Genomic DNA, 19,473 nt, shown 5'->3' on the forward strand with positions numbered 1-19,473 from the left:
TGCTCAACTCCTGCGCGGCTCGAATTGCGCACTGCCGGGAAAGTGTCGGCTCCCCCTGCTGACGCGCCCTCCATGGCGGCTGTGACAGATGGCGGAAGGCCTCACGCATACTTCATTACTATGGTAGATATTCCGCGAAAACGGAATAGTCTATCCGTTTCGACTGCCAGAAAATCGCCTGCCAGAAAATTACATGGAGACCACTATGCCTGACCGTGACATTCGCGAAGCTCTCGGACTTCGTCCCGTTATCAACGTCTCCGGCACGATGACCGGGCTCGGCGCGTCGATCGTGGTCCCGGAAGCGATCGCCGCGATGACAGGCATACTGCCGCAGTTCGTTGAGATCAACGACCTGCAGCGCAAGGTGAGCCCAGTGATTACGCGGCTGACGGGTGCCGAAGCCGGTTTCGTCACGGCCTCCTGCTCCGCCGGCATCAGCCTCGCCGTCGCAGGCTGCATGACCGGCAGCGATCTGGCCGCGATCGAGCGCCTGCCCGATACGAACGGCCTCAAGAACGAGGTCCTCATCCAGATGGGCCATGTGGTGAGCTACGGCGCGCCCGTCGATCAGGCGATCCGCATCGCCGGCGCAAAGCCGGTGCTGGTCGGCCAGGCGACCTCGGCTTACCGCTACCATCTGGAAGGCGCTATCAACGAGCGCACGGCCTGCGCTGTCTACGTCGTCTCGCATCACGTTGTGCAGTATGGGCTCATTGGCCTCAAGGAATTTGCCGAGGTCTGCCATTCGAAGGGGGTGCCTGTCATCGTCGATGCCGCCTCCGAATACGACCTGCGCATCTTCCTCGATGAGGGCGCCGACATCGTGCTCTATTCCGGCCACAAGTTCCTGGGTGGCCCGACATCGGGCATCGTCGCCGGAAAGAAGGAATTGGTGCGCAACACCTTCCTGCAGAACCTCGGCATCGGCCGCGGCATGAAGGTTGGCAAGGAAAGCATGCTGGGCGTGATGGCGGCACTCGAAGCCTGGGAAAAGCGCGACCACGCCGGCATCCGCGAGCGCGAAACCGGTTACCTGAACCTCTGGCACGAGACGCTGAGCGGCCGCCCCGGCATCAAGCCGGTGATCGAGGCCGATCCGACCAACAACCCGCTCGACCGCCTGCGCGTCAACATGAACCCGCAGGAAGCCCACATCACCGCCTGGGACCTCGCCGACGCGCTCGCACGTGGCACACCGCCGATCATCGTGCGCGACCATGAGGCCGAGCACAATTACTTCTACCTCGACCCCTGCAACCTGCACCCCGGCCAGGAGAAGGTGGTCGCAAGCCGCCTTGCCGAGGAGCTCGACAAGGCGCGCGCCTCGAACGAGATCATCTCGACCTCGCTCAGCGAGCGCAACGCCCGGCGCTTCGCCGGCCTGCTGCGCTGGCCTGACTGACCGGACACCGAAAACGACAAGACGCATAGCAACAGGCGGAGGAGCCGACATGACCGACACCGCAATCGCAGAGGCCCGCTCGACGACGCCTGTTCTTTCCGTCGAGAACCTGACGACTTCGTTCCTGGTCGATGGCGCATGGAAGCCCGTCGTGCGCGACATCTCCGTCCAGGTGGCGCCAGGAGAGACCGTCGCGATTGTCGGCGAATCCGGTTCGGGCAAGAGCGTCACCTCGCTCTCGATCATGCGGCTCTTGCAGAAGGAAACGAGCCGCGTAGAGGGCCGAGTGATGATGGGCGGGCGCAATATCCTCGACCTACCCGAATCCGAGATGCGCCATGTACGCGGCAATGATGTTGCGATGATCTTCCAGGAGCCCATGACCAGCCTCAATCCGCTGTTCACCATCGGCGACCAGATTTCAGAGGCGCTGCTCTGCCACAAGCCCATGTCGAAGGCCGAGGCCCGTGCGGAAACCATCCGCCTGCTCGAAAAGGTCCGTATCCCCTCGGCCGCGTCACGCTTCGACGAGTACCCGCACCGCTTCTCCGGCGGCATGCGCCAGCGCGTGATGATCGCCATGGCGCTTGCAAGCCGTCCGAAGTTGCTGATCGCCGACGAGCCGACGACGGCGCTCGACGTCACCATCCAGGGCCAGATCCTCGACCTGATCAAAGTGCTGCAGGAGGAGGAAGGCACCTCGGTGCTGTTCATCACCCACGACATGGGCGTCGTCGCCGAGATCGCCGATCGCACCGTGGTGATGTTCCGCGGTGACGCGGTCGAAACCGGTCGCACGGAAGACATCTTCCTCAGGGCGAAACATCCCTATACCCGCGCGCTTCTTTCGGCGGTGCCGATGCTCGGGGCGATGAAGGGCGAGCCCCAGCCGATGCGCTTTCCGGTCATCGATGCGGCAACCGGTCTTCCGGGTACCGTGGCTGAAGCGACCGACACGGTTCAATCCGACCGCAAGCCGATCCTTGAGGTGAAGAACCTCGTCAAGCGCTTCGACATTCACGCCGGTCTGCTGGGCAAGCTCAAGGGCCGCGTGCACGCGATCGAAGACGTCTCCTTCAGCCTGCAGCCGGGCGAGACGCTGTCGCTCGTCGGCGAATCCGGCTGCGGCAAGTCGACGACCGGCCGTGCCATTATGCGGCTGATCGAGCCGGAAAGCGGCTCGGTGATGCTTGACGGAAAGGACGTGCTGGCGATGAACCGCAGGGGCTTGCGCGACATGCGCCGCACCATGCAGATGATCTTCCAGGATCCCTTCGCGAGCCTCAATCCGCGCATGACGGTGGGGGCCGCGATCGCCGAACCCTATCTCGAACACAAGCTCGGCACAGCGCGCCAAGCCCGCGAAAGAGTTGCCGACCTGCTCGAACGCGTCGGCCTGCAGGCCGACATGGCGGCGCGCTACCCGCATGAATTCTCCGGCGGCCAGCGCCAGCGCGTCTGCATCGCGCGCGCCTTGGCGCTCGACCCGAAGGTGATCGTCGCCGACGAATCCGTTTCCGCACTCGATGTCTCGATCAAGGCACAGGTCATCAACCTGCTGCTCGACCTGCAGGCGAGCCTCGGCCTCGCCTACCTGTTCATCTCACACGACATGGCGGTCGTCGAGCGCGTCAGCCACCGTGTGGCGGTCATGCATCTCGGCGAAATCGTCGAGATCGGTTCACGCGCACAGGTGTTCGAAAACCCGCAGCACCCCTATACCAGGAAGCTGATCGCCGCCGTCCCGATCGCCGACCCGACCCGCCGCCACACGCGCCGTGGCGTTGTGAGCGACGAGCTCAAAAGCCCCTTGCGCGCGCCCGACTACGTTCCGGTCGAGCGGCGCTATCAAAAGGTCGCCGAGGACCATTTCGTCCAGGTCTAGGCGGACTGCGTCAAGCCGGCCGCATCCTTCTCGATCGAGACAGGTGAGCCCCGCGCACCTTCCTGCGCGGGCGGCCAACCGTATGACGGCCGTCAGAACGGCAGCCGCGCGTTCTCCTTGACTTCCTTCATCACGAAGAACGTCCGCGTCTGGCGCACTCCGGGCAAGGCGATCAGCTTCAGGCCGTGCAGTTTGTTGAAATCGGCCATGTCGCGGACGCGGATCTTCAGGAGATAGTCGAAATCGCCGGCCACCAGGTTGCAGTCGAGCACTTCCTTCATCTCCATCACCGCGCCTTCGAAGGCCGCAAAACTTTCGGGCGTCGAACGGTCGAGCACCACGCCGACCATCACCAAAGCGCCGAGACCGACAGCAGCGGGTGCGATTTCCGCCCGAACGCCGGTAATGTAACCCTCGTCGAACAGCCTTTGCGTCCGCCGGTGGCAGGTGGCCGGACTGACATTCACCCGCTCGGCCAGGTCAGCATTTGTCAGCCGGCCTTCTGATTGCAGGGCGCGCAGGATCTTGATGTCGATCCTGTCGAAATCTTCGTTGGAAGAATCTTTCATTTCTGAGCCACAATCTTGAAGAACAACGAAATCGTTTGAGAACTCTATCTCATCTGCAAAAATCAGAACAGGAAATTAGAGAGCACCTTTCACGCGACTTCACCTATCCTTCGCTCACAATTTTCACACGGAGGCCTGGAACAATGTCACTGCTCGAAAAGTTCGAACGCTACCCGCTCACCTTCGGCCCGACGCCGATCGAGCATCTGCCGCGGCTGACGGCAGCACTTGGCGGAAAAGTCGAGATCTATGCCAAGCGCGAAGACTGCAATTCCGGTCTCGCCATGGGCGGTAACAAACTCCGGAAACTCGAATACATCGTTCCGGATGCGATCGCCTCCGGCGCTGACACCCTGGTCTCGATCGGCGGCGTGCAGTCGAACCACACCCGCATGGTCGCTGCGACCGCAGCGAAGATCGGCATGAAATGCGTCGTCATCCAGGAAAAATGGGTGCCGCACTATGATGCGGTTTATGACCGCGTCGGCAACATCCTGATGACGCGGCTGATGGGGGCGGACAGCCGGCTGGTCGATGACGGCTTCGATATCGGCATCCGCAAGAGCTGGGAGGACGCGATCCAGTCGGTGAAGGATGCGGGCGGCAAACCCTATCCGATCCCGGCCGGCGCCTCGGTGCACAAATATGGCGCGCTCGGCTATGTCGGTTTTGCCGAAGAGGTCGCGGAACAGGAGAAGGAACTCGGCTTCACCTTCGATTACATCGTCGTCTGCGTGGTCACCGGTTCGACCCAGGGCGGCATGATCGTCGGTTTTGCGGCGCAGGACCGGGCCGAGCGGGTGATCGGCATCGACGCATCGGGCACGCTCGAGCAAACCCGCTCCCAGGTCCGCAACATCGTCGATTCCACAGCCGAATTGGTCGGGCTCAACCGGGCGATCCGCGAAAACGAGATCGTCATCAATCCCGATTACGCCTACCCCGCCTATGGCGTACCATCTCAGGAAACGAACGCGGCGATCCGGCTTGCGGCGCGAACCGAAGCGATGATCACCGATCCGGTGTATGAGGGCAAATCCATGCAGGGCATGATTGATCTCACCCGCAAGGGCTTCTTCCCCGAGGGTTCGCGCGTGCTCTACGCTCATCTCGGCGGCGCGCCGGCTCTCAACGGCTACAGCTACTACTATAAGGACGGCTGACGCGCCGCCTGCACTCCATCACCTTTCGTCTCTCCATCGGAACACGGCGATGACCGACACCAGCCATCTCAAGACGATCGAAAAGCGCCTGCTCTGGCTCTCCCACTGGATGATCCATCACGCTAACCATATCCGTCCGAAGGTCGACGGCATCAAGACCGGAGGACACCAGGCAAGCTCCGCGTCGGTCGTCGCGATCATGACCGCGCTCTATTTCTCGGCGCTCCGGCCGGAAGATCGCGTCGCCGTCAAGCCGCATGCGGCCCCGGTGTTCCATGCGATGCAGTATCTGATGGGCAGGCAAACGCGCGAGAAACTCATGAACTTCCGCGGCTATGGTGGGGCGCAGAGCTATCCGAGCCGGACGAAGGATGTCGACGACGTCGACTTCTCCACCGGCTCGGTCGGGCTCGGCGTCGGCATCACCGCCCTCGCCTCGATCGTCCAGGATTTCGTCCGCGCCAAGGAATGGGGAGAGGGCAAGCTCGGCCGCATGGTGGCGCTCGTCGGCGACGCCGAGCTTGACGAGGGCAATGTTTACGAAACGCTGCAGGAGGGCTGGAAGAACGACCTGCGCAATTGCTGGTGGATCATCGACTACAACAGGCAGTCCCTTGACGGCATCGTGCGCGAGGGCCTGTTCGAGCGGGTGGAAAAGATCTTCAGCGCTTTCGGCTGGGACGTGGTGCGGGTCAAGTATGGCGTGCTGCAACGCGCGGCCTTTGCCGAGCCCGGCGGCGAGAAGCTGCGCGACTGGATCGACCGCTGCTCCAACCAGGAATATGCGGCGCTTACCTTCATGGGCGGTGCCGTCTGGCGCAAGCGCCTCGCCGACGATCTCGGCGACCAGGGCGACGTCTCCGCGCTGATCGACCGGCGCAGCGATGCCGAGCTTTCAGCGCTGATGGAAAACCTCGGCGGCAACTGCGTCGAGACGATGGCGGAGACCTTCGCCGCCATCGACCACGACCGGCCGACCTGCTTCCTCGCCTATACGATCAAGGGCTGGAACACGCCGATCGCCGGCCACAAGGACAACCACGGCGGCCTGATGACAACAGCGCAATTTACCGAATGGCAGGCGCATATGGGCGTGGCACAGGGCGAGGAGTGGGAGCCGTTCGCCGGCGTGCGGGATCAGGGCGCGCTCAAGGCGTTCCTCGCGTCCGCCCCCTTCTTCGCCGAGGGTGCACGGCGGCATGCCGACCGTCGGCTAGAGGTGCTGCCAATCGCCTTCGAGACGCAACGCGAAATCTCGACCCAGATGGCGTTCGGCAAGATCCTCGACGATCTCGCCAAAGGCCAATCCGAACTCGCCGAGCGCATTTTGACCACATCGCCGGATGTGACCGGCACCACCAGTCTCGGCGGCTGGGTAAACCGGCGAAAGCTTTTCGCCCGAAAGCCGCTTGCCGATGCCTTCATCGAACACCGCATCGCCTCGACGGCGAAGTGGGAATTCACGCCGGAAGGTCAGCACGTGGAACTCGGCATCGCCGAGATGAATCTTTTCCTGCTGCTCGGTGCCGCGGGCCTCAGCCATTCGCTGTTCGGCAGAAGGCTGATCCCGATCGGCACGGTCTACGACCCGTTCGTCTGCCGCGGCCTCGATGCGCTGAACTACGCCTGCTACCAGGATGCCCGCTTCATGATCGTCGGCACGCCCTCCGGCGTGACGCTCGCGCCCGAAGGCGGCGCGCATCAGTCGATCGGCACGCCGCTCATCGGGATCAGCCAGGATGGTCTGGCGGCCTTTGAGCCCGCCTTTGCCGACGAGCTCGCGGTCATCATGGAATGGGCCTTCAACTACATGCAGCGCGACGGCGACAACGACCCGGACGAACGCACGTGGCTGCGCGACGAGACTGGCGGCTCGGTCTATCTGAGGCTCACCACCAAGCCGCTCGAACAGCCGCTGAAGCGGGTCGATGACGATTTCCGCCAGGGAGCGATCGACGGCGCCTATTGGCTGAGGAAACCCGGGCCCAACTGTGCTGTCGTCATCGCCTATCAGGGGGCGGTCGCCGACGAGGCGATTGCGGCGGCCGGCATGATCGGAGAGGTCCGCCGCGACATCGGCGTGCTCGCCGTCACTTCCGCCGACCGGCTCAATGCCGGCTGGACGGCGGCGCAGCGCGAACGTGCCCGCGGCAATCCGCAGGCGCGAAGCCATATCGAACGACTGCTCGATCCCCTGCCGGGCCATTGCGCCATCGTCACCGTCATCGACGGCCATCCGGCGACGCTTTCCTGGCTCGGTGCCGTCGGCGGCCACCGGACGATCCCGCATGGCGTCGAACATTTCGGCCAGACCGGGACGATCGGCGATCTCTACCGGCATTTCCGTCTCGACCGCAGCGCCATCGCCGCATCGGTCATGGCGCTGACCGCGGGGCGGCGGACCGCCGCCGGGCAAGAGGCACTCCTCTTTCCGTAGCGCCGGCTGAACACCAACCTTTGAAGACGAATGGCCTCGCGTTGCCTGTCCGGCAGCGAGCGGTCGCCTGCGTCTTCCAAAAACAGAGAAGCGTCACCGTCCCGGAACAGACGCCGTACCAGGGGAAACCGCACCCAACAGGAAAGGATTTTCGAAATGCGAACAATAAGAATTCTGGCAGCCACTCTCTTGGCAATGGTGGTTGCCCCGCTCGGACAGGCTTTTGCCGATCCCATCAGGAACGTCGTCATCGTGCACGGGGCACTTGCCGATGGCTCTGGCTGGCGCAAGGTCTTCGACCTCTTGAGTGCCAAGGGTTTCAACGTCTCCGTCGTCCAGCCGCCGATGACCTCGCTTGGCGACGATGTCACTGCAACCAAGCGCATCCTCGACCTGCAGGCCGGTCCGTCCATTCTTGTCGGCCACAGCTATGGCGGCATGGTGGTGACCGAAGCGGGAAGCGCCGACAACGTCGCGGGCCTCGTCTACGTGGCGGCGTTCCAGCCGGATGCAGGCGAGACCCTGCTCGACCTCGCCGCCCGGACACCCGCGGCAACCAAGAGCATCGCGGCGACGAAGGACGGTTATCTCTACCTCGACCCGAAGGCTTTCGCTCAGGATTTTGCCGCCGATATCCCCGCGGACGAGGCTCGCTTCATGGCGCAATCCCAGGTCTTCCCCGCGAAGACCGCCTTCGAGACCAAGATCACGGCACCGGCGTGGAAAAGCAAGAAGAGCTGGGCGCTGATCGCCACCGACGACCGGGCCATTCATCCCGATCTGATGCGGGAGATGGCGAAGCGCGCCGGAAGCGAACCGGTCGAAGTCAAAGCCAGCCACGCAGTCTTCATGTCCCAGCCGGCGGCTGTCGCCGCGCTGATTGAGAAGGCCGCGGCCACGCTTTCCGACTGACGCATTACCTTGGTGGCGGAACGCTGCGGTCCGCCACCAAGGCCCTCTTTACGTGTCGTTAGACGTTTGCCGTTCGCAGCGGGCGCTCGCCGCCTTCGATCGCCTGGCGCACCTGCCTGCGGTCGCGCCTTAGGGTGTCCAGGCAATCATTGCCGAACCACTCCAGCGATGCATCGGCCAGGGGATCGCCGGAAATCTCCCGGAGGAATCGATCGTAGTCGACGGTGCCCTCGAACAACGGTGTCATACCGCGCCTGCTACCGGCGGCGGCATAGACATTGGCCGGTTCGAAGACGGACAGGTCGACCCGATCGACAATGTTCTTCAGGTGGTAGTGGCGGATATGCGGCTTCATGGCCCGGTGAACCGTGACCGGATCGTCACCACCCTCCCAAACATGCAGCGTGTCGAAATTAACAGCGAAATGGGAATGGTCGACCTCTTCGATCAATTGCATGGTCGAGGCCGCCGTGTCGGCCAGTGTCTTCGGGTGCGTCTCGGCAAGCAGGTGAATGCCGTAGCTGGCGGTAATCTCACAGATCTCCTTCAGGCGAGCGATGATCTGCCGCCGCTCGTCCGCCCCGACGGCCAGACTGCCGCGGCTTCCGGCGAAGGTGCGGATCTTGCGGGTGCGCCAACGGCGGGCAAGCCTGCAAAGCTCCACCGTCTTGTGCCGCAACGCTTCGGTATCGCCATCAAGCGGCAAGTAGTCGCTGATCATCGGCACGGACAAGCCGTAGCCGTCGAGCCATTCGGCGTTGCGGTCCGAGCGCGGCGCCAGGTTGCGCGCATGCGCGCCCCAGAGTTCGATGCCCTGGAAATCGTTGGCCTCGGCCCAGGTGGCGATCTCGTCGAGCGAGATGAGATGATGCCGGAAGGTGATGGTGCAGAGCGAAACTCTCATCGTGCGACCCTCTTCAATGGGAGAACTTCTGCGGGAAGGACGAGGTCGGACCAGAGATCGAAGACCTCGGCGAGCTTTGCCTTAAGCTTCGTCTCCAACCGGTCCGCTTCGTCGAGCCGCTCGAAGACTGCTCCGGCCAGGGCGCGATCTTCCGCCTGGGCCAGCTTCATGCAGGCGTAGTGCAGGGTCTTCAGCGCCCGAACCAGCGCCTCGATTTCCTCGCACCATTTCTCGAATTCCGCCGCCGGTAGCTTCAGTGCCCGCCAGTAGAAGGCAAAGCCATGCTCATAGGCATATTTGCGGATGGTGATGACGGGCAGTTCGCGCACCGCGGCGCCAAGATTCGAGAGCGTGAGCCCGTCTCGTTCGTCGAGGTGCGCGGTGACGATTTCGCGGACGGCATCGACAAACGGGTTCCGGTCACGAACGAAGCATGCTTCGAAATAGGCTTTCAGGTCTTCCGCATACGGCGCGCGCGCTTCGGCGTTATCGAAGACATAGCCGCCGCCGACTGTCGGCTGCATGATCGCGTGAATGACCTTTTCCTTGGCGATCTCGCCTTCCCAACGATAGTCGGGGTCGTGCACGAACCAGGTCTCGGGATCGGCGGTTTCCTGCAGCATGAGGTAGTGCGGGAAGGGGTTCTGATTGAACTTGTTCTCGCGCTCCGGCAGATGGAACATGTCGAGCATGACCATGACCGAGCCGGTTTCGCTGCGCTGTTTGAGAAGACCGAGCAGCACTGCAAGGTTGTCGAGCTTGGTGCGCGCCGGATCGTACCATTCGACGACGGAGACACCGTAGAGCCGCTCGAACCAGCCGCGGAAGAACTCCTGGGTAATGTCGGGTGCGTGATAGAGAAGCTCGAATCGGTCGCTGACAGCAAACTTCGCGTCCCAGACGCCGAAATAGAACGGCCGTTGGTCCAGTCCTTGGCACTTCAATCCATCGGAAACGCAGCTGACGAAGCAATGGACCTTGATGTCGTAATAGGCCTCGCCATGAACACCCTCGTCGGTCGCCCCTCCGGTCAGCGGGAAGGCCGGAACGACGGTACCCGTTGTCTTCGGCAGATAGAGCGAGACGAGATCGCCGACCGTCTCGATCTCCTGTTTCGCGATCGCCTCCTCTGGCACCGATAGCCCGTATTCAAGTTCGAGATTGAGGAAGATCTCCAGGATCAGCACGGAGTCGAGATAGAGGTCTTCGTTGAGGCGGGCATCCAGGCCAAACCCCTCCATGTGGCCATGTGCCATTTTTTCGGTGAGGACGGTCTCGATTGCCGCCAGGATTTCGTTCTCGCTCATGATGCAGCTCCCGCCATCGGGCCGTTGAACTCGCCTGCCACGTGGCGCGCCGCGACATCTCGACGGCTGATCTTGCCGTTCGCCTGACGGGGAACCGCGTCGACCTGCAGGATCTCCATCGGCAACTGGTGGCCGGCGAGATGGCGGCTGCACCATTCGCGTACCGCCTGCGGCGCCACCGGTGCCTCGGCGCTGAAGAGCAGCGCGACGCGCTCCCCGGCAAAACGGTCGCTCTTGCGGAAGGCGACCGCATCGGTGATCGCGGGCATGGCCATGACGGCATCCTCCACGTCCTTCGGGTAGACGTTGAGGCCGGAGACATTGATCATGTCGTCCAAACGCGAGACGAAGACCAACATGCCGTCGGCGCGGCGATAGCCGAGATCGCGCGTGTGGATCGGCGCGCCATCGCCATTCCTGACGACAATCTCTCCGGCGTCTTCGACACTTCTGCCCGTTTCCGCGAAAAGATGCGGCAGCACGAAGCCCATGTCGCCAGCGGCGGCGACATCCGGATTGATGGCGATGCAACCGGATTCGGAGCAGCCATATTGCTGGAACATGAACCGGCTCTTGGCGCGGATATCGGCAAACCACGGATCGGGGAGCAGGGTGCCGGACGTCATCGTCGCGTGGATCTGTTCGCCCTGGGGCAGAAGCCGCGCAAGCGTGTGCAGGATCGCCGGCGACGAATAGAGCAACGGCCGCTCCGTTTCGCGCAGTACCTTCAGCAAATATTTCGGGTTCCCGGTGTTGACGATCACGGGCGTCTGGCCGCGCTTCAGCGCCACCAGAATGCCGCAGATCAGCCCGTAGGAATGGGTGGTCGGGCAGGCGATGACCGGCGTCATGTCCTCCGGCTGGCGGAACGTGCGCACATAGCTTTCGATTTCGGCGTCGATTTCCGCCCAGCTTCGCGCCACGCATTTCGGCGCGCCTGTCGTCCCGGAACTCATCTGCAACAGCGTGCCCTGCGGCGACCCCAGCTCGGGCTTCTGGAGAACTTCGGCTGTCAGGCTGTTATAGAACAGCCGGTCGCAACCGGCGCCGATCGCGAGCTTGCGTGCGGCCGCATAGGGCGTACCTGGATGGATCGGCAGCACGCTTGCACCCGCCTTGCGGATGGCGAAAAACAGCGCCAGCCAGTCGACGGTTTCCGGAAAGCAGACGGCGTAGCGGCCGGTGTCACGGTCGGAGAGGCCGACCTCGGCGGCCAATCGTGCCGATGTTTCGCTGAAATAGGACTCGTCGTAGAGCCTGTCATCGATGCGGATCATGACTTTCTCCTTCGTTGAAGCGCTTTCGCGGCCAAGCTGTTCGGCACCGTGTGGTGGTATTCCGGCTTCGCCGCAAGGAGCTTCCTCGTCATCAGGGATTCGGTGAGAATGCGGGATTGGCCACAGCCGAGCTGGCTCAGCCGCTCGGTCGCCCCATGCTCGCTCTCATAGGACGCAAGCACGGTTTGGACCCGCTGCCAGAAAAGCGTTTCCGGCAGGTCGTAGCAGTGGTCGAGAAGATGGGAGATCTCGCTGAGATTGTAGACGAACAGCGTGTCCATCACCAATTCGCGCAGCGAATCCAGATTGTCCGTCCAGTAGAACTGGTCCGGCTCGGCATCACGGTAGGCCGGGTTCAGTGCCAGGAAGTCCGGTGCCTTTTCCGGCTCGCGCAGAAAGCCCGGCGAGAACTCGATGCTCTCGTGGAAATCGCGCAGGATGAGCCTGACCGGCCAGCCGTCGCGGTGAACGAGCAGCATATTCTGCCCGTGCGCCTCGACCGCCAGGCCATGGTGGACGAGCAGATGCCAGACCGGAAGGATGGCGATCTCGATCAACCGGTTGATCCAGGGCATGAGGCCGAAACGGCGGATCCAGTCGTCGGCGAACGGGCGCCCGTCCACTTCCACCATCATCAGGGCATTGAAGGGAATGGCAGCCTCGCCTGTTGCAAGGGTGGCTTCAGCGCTCTCGCGCCAGATCGCCGCCACCTGGCCCGCCAAAGGTCCGTCGCGACCGGCGATAATCCCGGCATATTCCTGCAGGATCGTGAGCGGATAGCGTTCGCCAAAGGCCGGATCGCTCTCGACGATCCCGGCAATCCAGCGCGAGATCACCGGCGCCGTGCAGACCGAATGCGGCTCAAGCGTTCGCCGCGACGAGGTGTTGACGATGTTGAGCGGCAGCTTGATGCTTGCCGCAAGAGGCCTGTCCTGGTTCAGAAGCGAGCGCACCGACTGTGTTGCCGTGTAGCGGTCGCCGGCCGGCCCCAGATAATGGATGCCCCCCGATGCGATCCAACCGGCAAGCGCAGTTTCGCGCAGTTCGCGCCACTGCCAGGGGTGCAGCGGGACAAGCCCGAAATCTTCCGGCGAGACGCCGCGTTGCTGCTGCTTCGCGAGCAGCTCGACCCACACCTCACGTCCGAGTTCCGCGCGCCAGAATGCATCCTCGTCGCCGGGCATTGCCTGGTGAAGATGTTTGCGCGCCACCAGCAGCCAGACGAGCTGGAATGCCCGGCCCGTTTCCGGTCCGTAGGCCGCATGGTCGGCGAAGGAAAAGCCGGTGCGCGCCTTGTAGCAGGGATGGTACGGATGCCCTTCATCAAGTACGCCTTCCAGTTCGGCGAAGGACATCGTGCGCCGCAACCGCGCAGGGAGGTGCCGTTCGTTCCACTGGCAGAAGGCGATCGTCTGGGTGAGCTCGTCGAGCAGCTTTCCGCGCGTCGGGCCGCTGCCCGGCAAGGCGGCAACCAGTTGCGCCAGCGGCGGCGCGACCCAGCTGTCCGTGTCCTCGCGCATCTCCACCGAACCCGGCATCAAGCGAAGCCGTCCAAAGGGGCCAATGGCGCCGCGGCACCGGAAATCCCGGCCGCCGAGCGACCAAGAAAAATCGACCGCATCCCCGTGGGCGTGCTCACTGGCATCGACGATGTCTTCGTATAGGAGGGCGGCGGCGAGCTGGCGAAGCACGCGTTCGTCCGGCCGTCCCTTGAGATCAAGAGGCAATGGCATGATCGGTCCTCGGCACTGTCAGGACGGCCGGCGCCCGCAACGGGTTTGGCACGGGGCGATACAGCGTCGGCGCGTGATTGGATTGCAGCTCGTCCACGTCATAGAGGCGCGTCGTCAGATTGGCCTTGGAGGCGATCGTCGGCAGGTCGAGGACATGACGCGCGAATTCGCGTCCGGCTCCGGTCATGCGGGCGGCATAACCCTCGAGATGCAGGCGCAGTTCGCGCAACAGCAGGCTCTCGTCACAGACGCAGTCATGGCCCATGCGACTGACGACCGAGAAGACCTGATTGACGATCAGGTAGTAGGCGAAGCGGTCGCGGATTTCGCTGTCGGCAAAATAGAGTGAGGCGATCGTTTGCGTCTCGGGAACATGGCTGACGATCAGGCTGCGATGGCGTTCGGAGAGATAGAAGCCCTGATTGTCGCGATAATAGCTGGCAGAGGGATAACCGTTGGCGATGTCCAGCAGACTGTTCTGCTGGTGCGCCTCAAGGGCGATGCCATAATCGTCATAAAGGCGGATCAAAGGCTCGACGGCGCAATCGAGATAACGTCGGAACCACAGCAGGGCCGCGCCCGGCAGGCTTTCACCCGTGCGCGCGGCGAGGGCTCGGACGAGGCGCTCCAGGCGGGAACCCTGGCCCGGAAGTGGATCGGCCGTCAGGGCGGCAACCGTCACAACGCCCCTGCCCTTCGCGCCCGAAAACGGGTTCTCCCGCAGGATGACTTCGAAGCCGCTTTCGCTCCGGCCGGGCAGGTCGAGCGTGATGTAGGCGGGGTCCTGGATGATCCGGAAATTTGGGGACCGCGCGGCAAAGCCGATGCGATCGATCAGCTTCGCCATGGCGACGCCCGCCTCGAGCTCCTGGCGCCGATTGAGACGCACCGAGTTGGTGATGCGGACAGGCAGGGAGAACTTGAGCATCCAGTCGGCATCGGCGTCATAGACCGTGCGCACCGATGAGGTCGCCGTAAAGGCACGGCCGGCAGGCCCCAGGTGGCGCAACTGCCCCTTCTCAAGCATTGACCGAATGTCGGGATCAAGCAGCAGCGCTTCCGCCTGGAGCGGATGCATCGGCAGCAGGCATTCATCGTTATCGAGCCTGATGTCATCCGCATCCGGCCCCACCAGCGAACGGACAATTTCGTCGGCCGCTGTCGAACGGGCGGAAGCGTGCCGCACGCGATCCGCCTTGGCGACAAAATAGTGCAATCTGAACCCACCGCGCAGTTCCGGCGCGTAAGATTCCTGCTGCCAGTAGGTCATGCCCTGCCGGCTCTTCGGCGTCGGATGCTGCCAGTGACCAAAGACCAGCGACTGCTCCGCCTCGATGAAATGGCCGCCGCTTGCCGGCTCGGGCTCCGCCTTGTCGATATAGAGTGCGGTCTGCTGATAGCTTTCGAGCACCCGCATCAGCAGTTCGAGTTCGAAGCTGCGCAAGGCATCCGCCTGGTTTTCATCGCCCTGGCGGTAGCACTCGTGGATGAGGATATGCAGCGCCGAGATCAGTTCGATCTGGCGCCATGTCCCGTCGGAAACGCCCCTGCCCCAGACCCGGCCGAAGTGATGCGGACCGCAGAGGGACGGCGACGTCACCTCGACGCGCAGGATCATGTGCTGCCTCGGGAGCGACCATTCCACACAGTCGAAAGCGCCGCCGGCGGTTCGATGCATGACCCGGATACCCGGGTTCACTTCGCGTAGATAGCAGTTGGCGAAGCTTTGAAAGGTGGCGATTTCTGCGATTTGCCTAGACGATTGCATCCTGTCGATCCTCGGCACGCGACGCATAGCCGCGCAATGGCGTTGGACGTTTTCGACCAACACATTGAATTTTCTTATTGAGAGCGTTGTCAGCCAGTGGTGCTCAGCCGGCGGCCTGCCAGTGGAGCGATCCCGGCTCCTCGCGGAACGCGAAGCGCAGAAGATGGCTTTCGATGACCGATTTCGTATCGTCGAGATCGGCCTCGCCAGGCGAGCGGGCGCGGATGCTCAGGCCATCCGGTGTGGCCTGGAGATAGCCGGTCCCGCAGGAAAACCGGAGTTCGGCGCGATCGCCCGTCTGCTCGACGTCGATCTTGTGGGCGAAGTGCTTGCAGAGCTGCGTCAGGTATTTCTGGCCGTCGTCCGTTGCAAAGTGGGTGGTCGCTTCTTGCATCTGGAACTCCTGTCATCAGGCTTTTTGTTGCCCAGTCGGCCCGGGATGACCGCCTGAGCGTCTTGGGCGACCGCCGTGGGGAGGACACGGCAGCCGCGATCGCGGACCGTCGGCCTAGAAAGTCGCTCTTGCGGTCAGGATGAAGGAACGGCCGGGCTCGTAGAGCGGCGTCACGTTCCCGAACTCCTGGCCGTAGGTCGCCCGGTCTGAATAGGTTTCGTCGAAGATGTTCTTGAGCTCGGCCCGCAGCGTCAGGTTCGGCCGTTGCGGCGGTACATATTCGACAAAGGCGTTGAAGACCTCGTAGCCCTCGAAGGGCTTGCTGCCGGCAGCGACGTCGTCGTAGTCGAGCGCAATCTCGGCGTCGGCACCGAAGGTGACGCCCCAGTCGGCCAGCGTGTGGACCGCCTGCAGCGTGATGATCTGGCCGGCGGGTGCTGCGAGATAGGTGCCGAGATCGGAGTCGGCGGGCTTACCGTCGATTTCGACGTCGATATTGGCGTACTTCACCTTGAAGTAGCCATCACCCCAATTGTAGCCGCCACCGATTTCGAAGCCGCGCGAGCGAACATCATGGGCGGCGATACCGAGGTCTGCCCGGAAGCGCGGTGCGCGCGCATCATCGAGATCGGTCTGGAAGACACTGCCCTCGACTATGAAGCCGTTGTAGTTGGCCTCCAATCCCAAGACGTAATTGTCCGCCGTTACCGGCTTCGGACCGTTGCCATAGTCCCAGTTGGGATTGATGATGAAGTTCTCGGCAAGCGGAATGCCCGCCCAGACATGCGAGTACCCGGCCTTGGCCGTCAGAAGATCCTCGATGAGATCATATTCGCCCGAGACGTTGCCGCTGAAGCCCGAGTTGGTCCATTTCTCGCCCGTCGTTCCGGTAAAGTGCTGGTTGTCCCCTCTTGCGCCAAAGGAAAGGCGCGTCCTCTCCCAAGGCTCAAGCCTCGCCTGCGCGTAAATGCCGACATTGCGCGCCTTCTCGGTGCCGGGATCGTAGAGATCCTCAAGCTCCGCCTTGTCGCTGTAGAAGTCGATGCCGGCGATCACATTGCCGATATCGAAAGAGAACTTGTTCTCGAACTTGCCATTGAAACTATCCGACGTGCCGAGAGCGTCATAGGTGGTGGGAACGCCCGGTCCCGGCTTCGGGAAGATCGGCAGATCGACCTCTGTCTTGCTGTAGGCAACCAGGAGCTTCGGGTCCCACCACCCCTCCGGCGTGCTGTCGGTATAGGTAAAGACGGTGTTCTGCCGGTCGAGCGTGTAATCGCGGATGCGCGGCTCCCACGGCTTCGGATTCGAAATCGACCCCACATTGGCGCGGAACGGCCGAGGCGCATCGTCATTGATACGGTCGTGGCTGATCTCGAAACGGTCGCCGCTCTCGAACTCGTAGGCGAGCTTTCCGAGGCCGCTCAGCAGATTGGTGCTGGTGCCTTCGACCTCCTTGCCGTTGCCGGCGGTGAAATCGTTGCCCTTGCCGAAGTTGAAGTAGCCGAGGAACTCAAGCCCTTCATGCATGCCATAGGCGGAGAGCCCCGTGGTCACCGTGTCGCTGTTGAAATTATAGCTGGATGTAACGAAGCCACCGAAACCGTCGGCATCCAACAGATCGCGCGGATCAATCGTTTCATAGGCGATCGCACCGGCGAGCGCCCCCGGGCCGGCATCGGCCGGGGCAACGCCGGCATCGACGTTGACGGCCTTCAGGAGGCCCGGATCGATGAGGTTCGTGCCATTGTGGTGGAAGACCTTGTTGTTCTGGCGGCCGCCGTCCATGGTCACGGCAAGGCTCGTTTCCTCGATGCCATGAACGTAGACCTTCTGCGACATCGGCAAGGAGCTGCCGACGGCGATGCCCGGCTCCCCTGAAAAGACGTCGGCAATGTTGGCGGGGTTCTTCAGCTTCAGGTCCTCCGACGAGATGACGATCTCGCCGGCGCCGAGCGGTCCGCTGCCAAAGGCGGAAATCGGGTCGAGAACCGTGGCGCCGGATGCATCCACGCCCTCGCTGCTGCCGGCCGCCGTGGCCGAGCCGATCAGCGCCGTTCCGCCCGATACCCGGTAGGAGATGCCGGTGCCTGAGAGCAGCTGTGCCAGGGCCTGCTGCGGCTCCAGCGTGCCGCTGACGGCGGTCGAACGAATGCCCTTCGACGTCGCTGCAGCCAGGGTCACCTGCAGGCCGGATTGCCGCCCAAAGGCATTCAGGGCACTTGCAAGCGGTTGCGACGGAATGTTGAACGTGCGGGCCGTGCTGACACGCGATGTCGTCTCTTGGGCGGAGGCGACGGAAAGGGGCATGAAGGCAAGGGAGGAAAGCCCGACGATCGCCGTCGTTGTCAGCAGGCGCAGACCTGCATGGCTATATCCTGCGTTGAAAGAAAGATGTCCCTTGCGGCATTTCGGCGAACTCATTTTACCCCCGTCTCGATGATCCGCGCGCTGCCTCTCGGCAGGCGCTTCGGACCAAAGACGACGGGCTCCGGATTTTTTTTCACCGGTCCGCGATTTTTTCTTGAATTTTTGAGTCCAAATTAAAATTGCGTCAGAACGCGGCCATAGGATGTCACCTCGCGCACCTTGCCACCAAACGGCTGCACCAACGCCTGAAGAGCGTGATCGGGATCCGTGAGGTCATAAACGCCCGTTACCCGTCGCGCCGCGAGTTCGGATTGCGGGATGGAGATCCAGGCGGAATGGTAACGTTGCAGCCGCTCGGCGGCAGCGGCAACGGTGACGTTGTTGACGAACATCTTGCCACTCCGCCAGGCGCCGATCTCTTCGGCCGCGATCGCGCTTCGGGTGACAGCACCCGTCGCATGCGCCACCGTCGCCGTTTCTCCCGGCGCGAGTTCGAAATTCTGCTTATGGTTTTCCCCGCTATACGAAACGGCCACCGTGCCGTGGGCGAGCTCGACCGTTGTCTCCGTACTCGCAAGCTGCACGTCAAAAGACGTGCCGAGAACCGAAACCTCCACGCCGCCGGCATCGACGACGAAGGGACGCGACGGGTCGCGCGCGACATTGAAATAGGCCTCGCCCTTGAGAAGCCGGACGTGCCGGGCCGCGGTGTTGATCTCGGTGGCGATGGCACTGCTGCCGCCCATCTGAATAGTTGTGCCGTCCTCCAGCGTGATCGTCCTGCTCTGCGCGGTCTCGGTCACATGATCGGCCTGCCACCACACCAGCAGCGACGGGAGCGCGACGAACAGCACCAGGCAGGCGGCAAGCGCCATCACTGCGGTGCCGGCAACTAAGGTTCTGGCCGCCCAACGCTTCGGCTGGCGGGTGGTTGCCGCAGATGAGACTAACGGCGTCGCCCCGCGCCAAAGCTGCTCATGAACCGGCGGCACTTCTCCCAGCAATTGCCAGGTCTTCAATGCCGTCTCCCAGGATCGGACATGCAGTTCCGACCTGCCCAACCAAGTGCGGAACGCGGCTTCCGTCTCCCGACAGTTCGGACGCGCCTTCAGTTCGAGGAACCAGTCCATGGCCTCTTCGAGCAACACCTCCGGTATGTGGTTGTCCTTGGTCAAAGCTCTGCCTGCTGGTTACGTGTTCGACGAGACACTACAGCGCCGCGCGTCTTATCAGACGCGCAAAGGTCGCTGTAGCACTTTGAATTGCTGCATGTTTTCATCCTTTAATCGGGTACGATTCAAGGAAACATGCACAAGCGGAATCATTCGGTCTGTCACAAAGACGAATTG

14 protein-coding genes are annotated in these 19,473 nt (G+C 62.8%); 5 read left to right on the plus strand and 9 right to left on the minus strand.

The genetic code is table 11. The features are described 5' to 3' along the window. Window positions 1–205 precede the first annotated feature (205 nt). Together AC3WWH_RS20050 and AC3WWH_RS20055 are read left to right on the plus strand one after the other, a co-directional pair. Window positions 206–1,405 (plus strand): aminotransferase class V-fold PLP-dependent enzyme, encoded by a 1,200-nt coding sequence (locus tag AC3WWH_RS20050; RefSeq protein ID WP_492377186.1) that lies wholly within the window; start codon window positions 206–208, stop codon window positions 1,403–1,405. A gap of 49 nt (window positions 1,406–1,454) precedes the next feature. Then, window positions 1,455–3,290 carry an ABC transporter ATP-binding protein gene (locus AC3WWH_RS20055; protein WP_492377187.1) on the plus strand — a complete coding sequence of 612 codons (1,836 nt, stop codon included), beginning with the start codon at window positions 1,455–1,457 and terminating at the stop codon, window positions 3,288–3,290. Between the two features lie 92 nt (window positions 3,291–3,382). Here AC3WWH_RS20055 and AC3WWH_RS20060 read toward each other — a convergent pair whose 3' ends face one another. Further along, on the minus strand, window positions 3,383–3,859 hold the full coding sequence (locus tag AC3WWH_RS20060) for an Lrp/AsnC family transcriptional regulator (RefSeq protein WP_057255298.1): 477 nt from the start codon (window positions 3,857–3,859) through the stop codon (window positions 3,383–3,385). A 143-nt stretch (window positions 3,860–4,002) separates the two neighbouring features. Here AC3WWH_RS20060 and AC3WWH_RS20065 point away from each other — a divergent pair, with 143 nt between their 5' ends. The 3 genes from AC3WWH_RS20065 (at window position 4,003) to AC3WWH_RS20075 (ending at window position 8,371) form a co-directional block, all read left to right on the plus strand. Further along, the gene (locus AC3WWH_RS20065; protein ID WP_058322105.1) at window positions 4,003–5,022 is read left to right on the plus strand and encodes a 1-aminocyclopropane-1-carboxylate deaminase; all 1,020 of its coding nucleotides are present in this window, start codon (window positions 4,003–4,005) and stop codon (window positions 5,020–5,022) included. A 49-nt stretch (window positions 5,023–5,071) separates the two neighbouring features. Further along, a complete protein-coding gene (locus AC3WWH_RS20070; RefSeq protein ID WP_058322104.1) occupies window positions 5,072–7,459 on the plus strand; it encodes a thiamine pyrophosphate-binding protein in 2,388 nt (795 codons plus the stop codon). 195 nt (window positions 7,460–7,654) lie between these two features. Further along, on the plus strand, window positions 7,655–8,371 hold the full coding sequence (locus tag AC3WWH_RS20075; RefSeq protein WP_245299112.1) for an alpha/beta fold hydrolase: 717 nt from the start codon (window positions 7,655–7,657) through the stop codon (window positions 8,369–8,371). 58 nt (window positions 8,372–8,429) lie between these two features. On the opposite strand, the gene AC3WWH_RS20080 is transcribed toward AC3WWH_RS20075, so the two are convergent. The 8 genes from AC3WWH_RS20080 to AC3WWH_RS20115 form a co-directional block, all read right to left on the minus strand. Continuing rightward, window positions 8,430–9,275 (minus strand): sugar phosphate isomerase/epimerase family protein, encoded by an 846-nt coding sequence (locus tag AC3WWH_RS20080; RefSeq protein WP_113398757.1) that lies wholly within the window; start codon window positions 9,273–9,275, stop codon window positions 8,430–8,432. Then, window positions 9,272–10,582 carry a DUF6005 family protein gene (locus AC3WWH_RS20085; RefSeq protein WP_113398758.1) on the minus strand — a complete coding sequence of 437 codons (1,311 nt, stop codon included), beginning with the start codon at window positions 10,580–10,582 and terminating at the stop codon, window positions 9,272–9,274. The genes AC3WWH_RS20080 and AC3WWH_RS20085 overlap by 4 nt, the downstream gene beginning before the upstream one ends. Further along, complete coding sequence (locus AC3WWH_RS20090) at window positions 10,579–11,859, minus strand: AMP-binding protein (RefSeq protein WP_058322101.1); 1,281 nt, start codon at window positions 11,857–11,859, stop codon at window positions 10,579–10,581. The genes AC3WWH_RS20085 and AC3WWH_RS20090 overlap by 4 nt, the downstream gene beginning before the upstream one ends. Beyond that, entirely contained in the window at window positions 11,856–13,592 is a 1,737-nt protein-coding gene (locus AC3WWH_RS20095) for an IucA/IucC family protein (RefSeq protein ID WP_492377188.1), read from the minus strand. The genes AC3WWH_RS20090 and AC3WWH_RS20095 overlap by 4 nt, the downstream gene beginning before the upstream one ends. Further along, on the minus strand, window positions 13,576–15,270 hold the full coding sequence (locus AC3WWH_RS20100) for an IucA/IucC family protein (protein ID WP_492377189.1): 1,695 nt from the start codon (window positions 15,268–15,270) through the stop codon (window positions 13,576–13,578). The genes AC3WWH_RS20095 and AC3WWH_RS20100 overlap by 17 nt, the downstream gene beginning before the upstream one ends. Window positions 15,271–15,463: 193 nt before the next feature. After that, entirely contained in the window at window positions 15,464–15,754 is a 291-nt protein-coding gene (locus tag AC3WWH_RS20105) for a DUF2218 domain-containing protein (RefSeq protein ID WP_058322099.1), read from the minus strand. 114 nt (window positions 15,755–15,868) lie between these two features. Next, a complete protein-coding gene (locus AC3WWH_RS20110; protein WP_058322098.1) occupies window positions 15,869–18,178 on the minus strand; it encodes a TonB-dependent receptor in 2,310 nt (769 codons plus the stop codon). A gap of 119 nt (window positions 18,179–18,297) precedes the next feature. Next, complete coding sequence (locus tag AC3WWH_RS20115) at window positions 18,298–19,299, minus strand: FecR family protein (protein ID WP_058322097.1); 1,002 nt, start codon at window positions 19,297–19,299, stop codon at window positions 18,298–18,300. Window positions 19,300–19,473 lie beyond the last annotated feature (174 nt).

The sequence above is a fragment of the Ensifer sp. EB106-03-01-XG145 genome (assembly GCF_058792075.1).

Coding starts and splice junctions, on each gene's coding strand:
- AC3WWH_RS20110 (WP_058322098.1), bottom strand. CDS start 18,178: ATGAGTTCGCCGAAATGCCGCAAGGGACATCTTTCTTTCAACGCAGGA.
- AC3WWH_RS20055 (WP_492377187.1), top strand. CDS start 1,455: ATGACCGACACCGCAATCGCAGAGGCCCGCTCGACGACGCCTGTTCTT.
- AC3WWH_RS20070 (WP_058322104.1), top strand. CDS start 5,072: ATGACCGACACCAGCCATCTCAAGACGATCGAAAAGCGCCTGCTCTGG.
- AC3WWH_RS20050 (WP_492377186.1), top strand. CDS start 206: ATGCCTGACCGTGACATTCGCGAAGCTCTCGGACTTCGTCCCGTTATC.
- AC3WWH_RS20080 (WP_113398757.1), bottom strand. CDS start 9,275: ATGAGAGTTTCGCTCTGCACCATCACCTTCCGGCATCATCTCATCTCG.
- AC3WWH_RS20060 (WP_057255298.1), bottom strand. CDS start 3,859: ATGAAAGATTCTTCCAACGAAGATTTCGACAGGATCGACATCAAGATC.
- AC3WWH_RS20105 (WP_058322099.1), bottom strand. CDS start 15,754: ATGCAAGAAGCGACCACCCACTTTGCAACGGACGACGGCCAGAAATAC.
- AC3WWH_RS20095 (WP_492377188.1), bottom strand. CDS start 13,592: ATGCCATTGCCTCTTGATCTCAAGGGACGGCCGGACGAACGCGTGCTT.
- AC3WWH_RS20090 (WP_058322101.1), bottom strand. CDS start 11,859: ATGATCCGCATCGATGACAGGCTCTACGACGAGTCCTATTTCAGCGAA.
- AC3WWH_RS20075 (WP_245299112.1), top strand. CDS start 7,655: ATGGTGGTTGCCCCGCTCGGACAGGCTTTTGCCGATCCCATCAGGAAC.
- AC3WWH_RS20100 (WP_492377189.1), bottom strand. CDS start 15,270: ATGCATCGAACCGCCGGCGGCGCTTTCGACTGTGTGGAATGGTCGCTC.
- AC3WWH_RS20065 (WP_058322105.1), top strand. CDS start 4,003: ATGTCACTGCTCGAAAAGTTCGAACGCTACCCGCTCACCTTCGGCCCG.
- AC3WWH_RS20085 (WP_113398758.1), bottom strand. CDS start 10,582: ATGAGCGAGAACGAAATCCTGGCGGCAATCGAGACCGTCCTCACCGAA.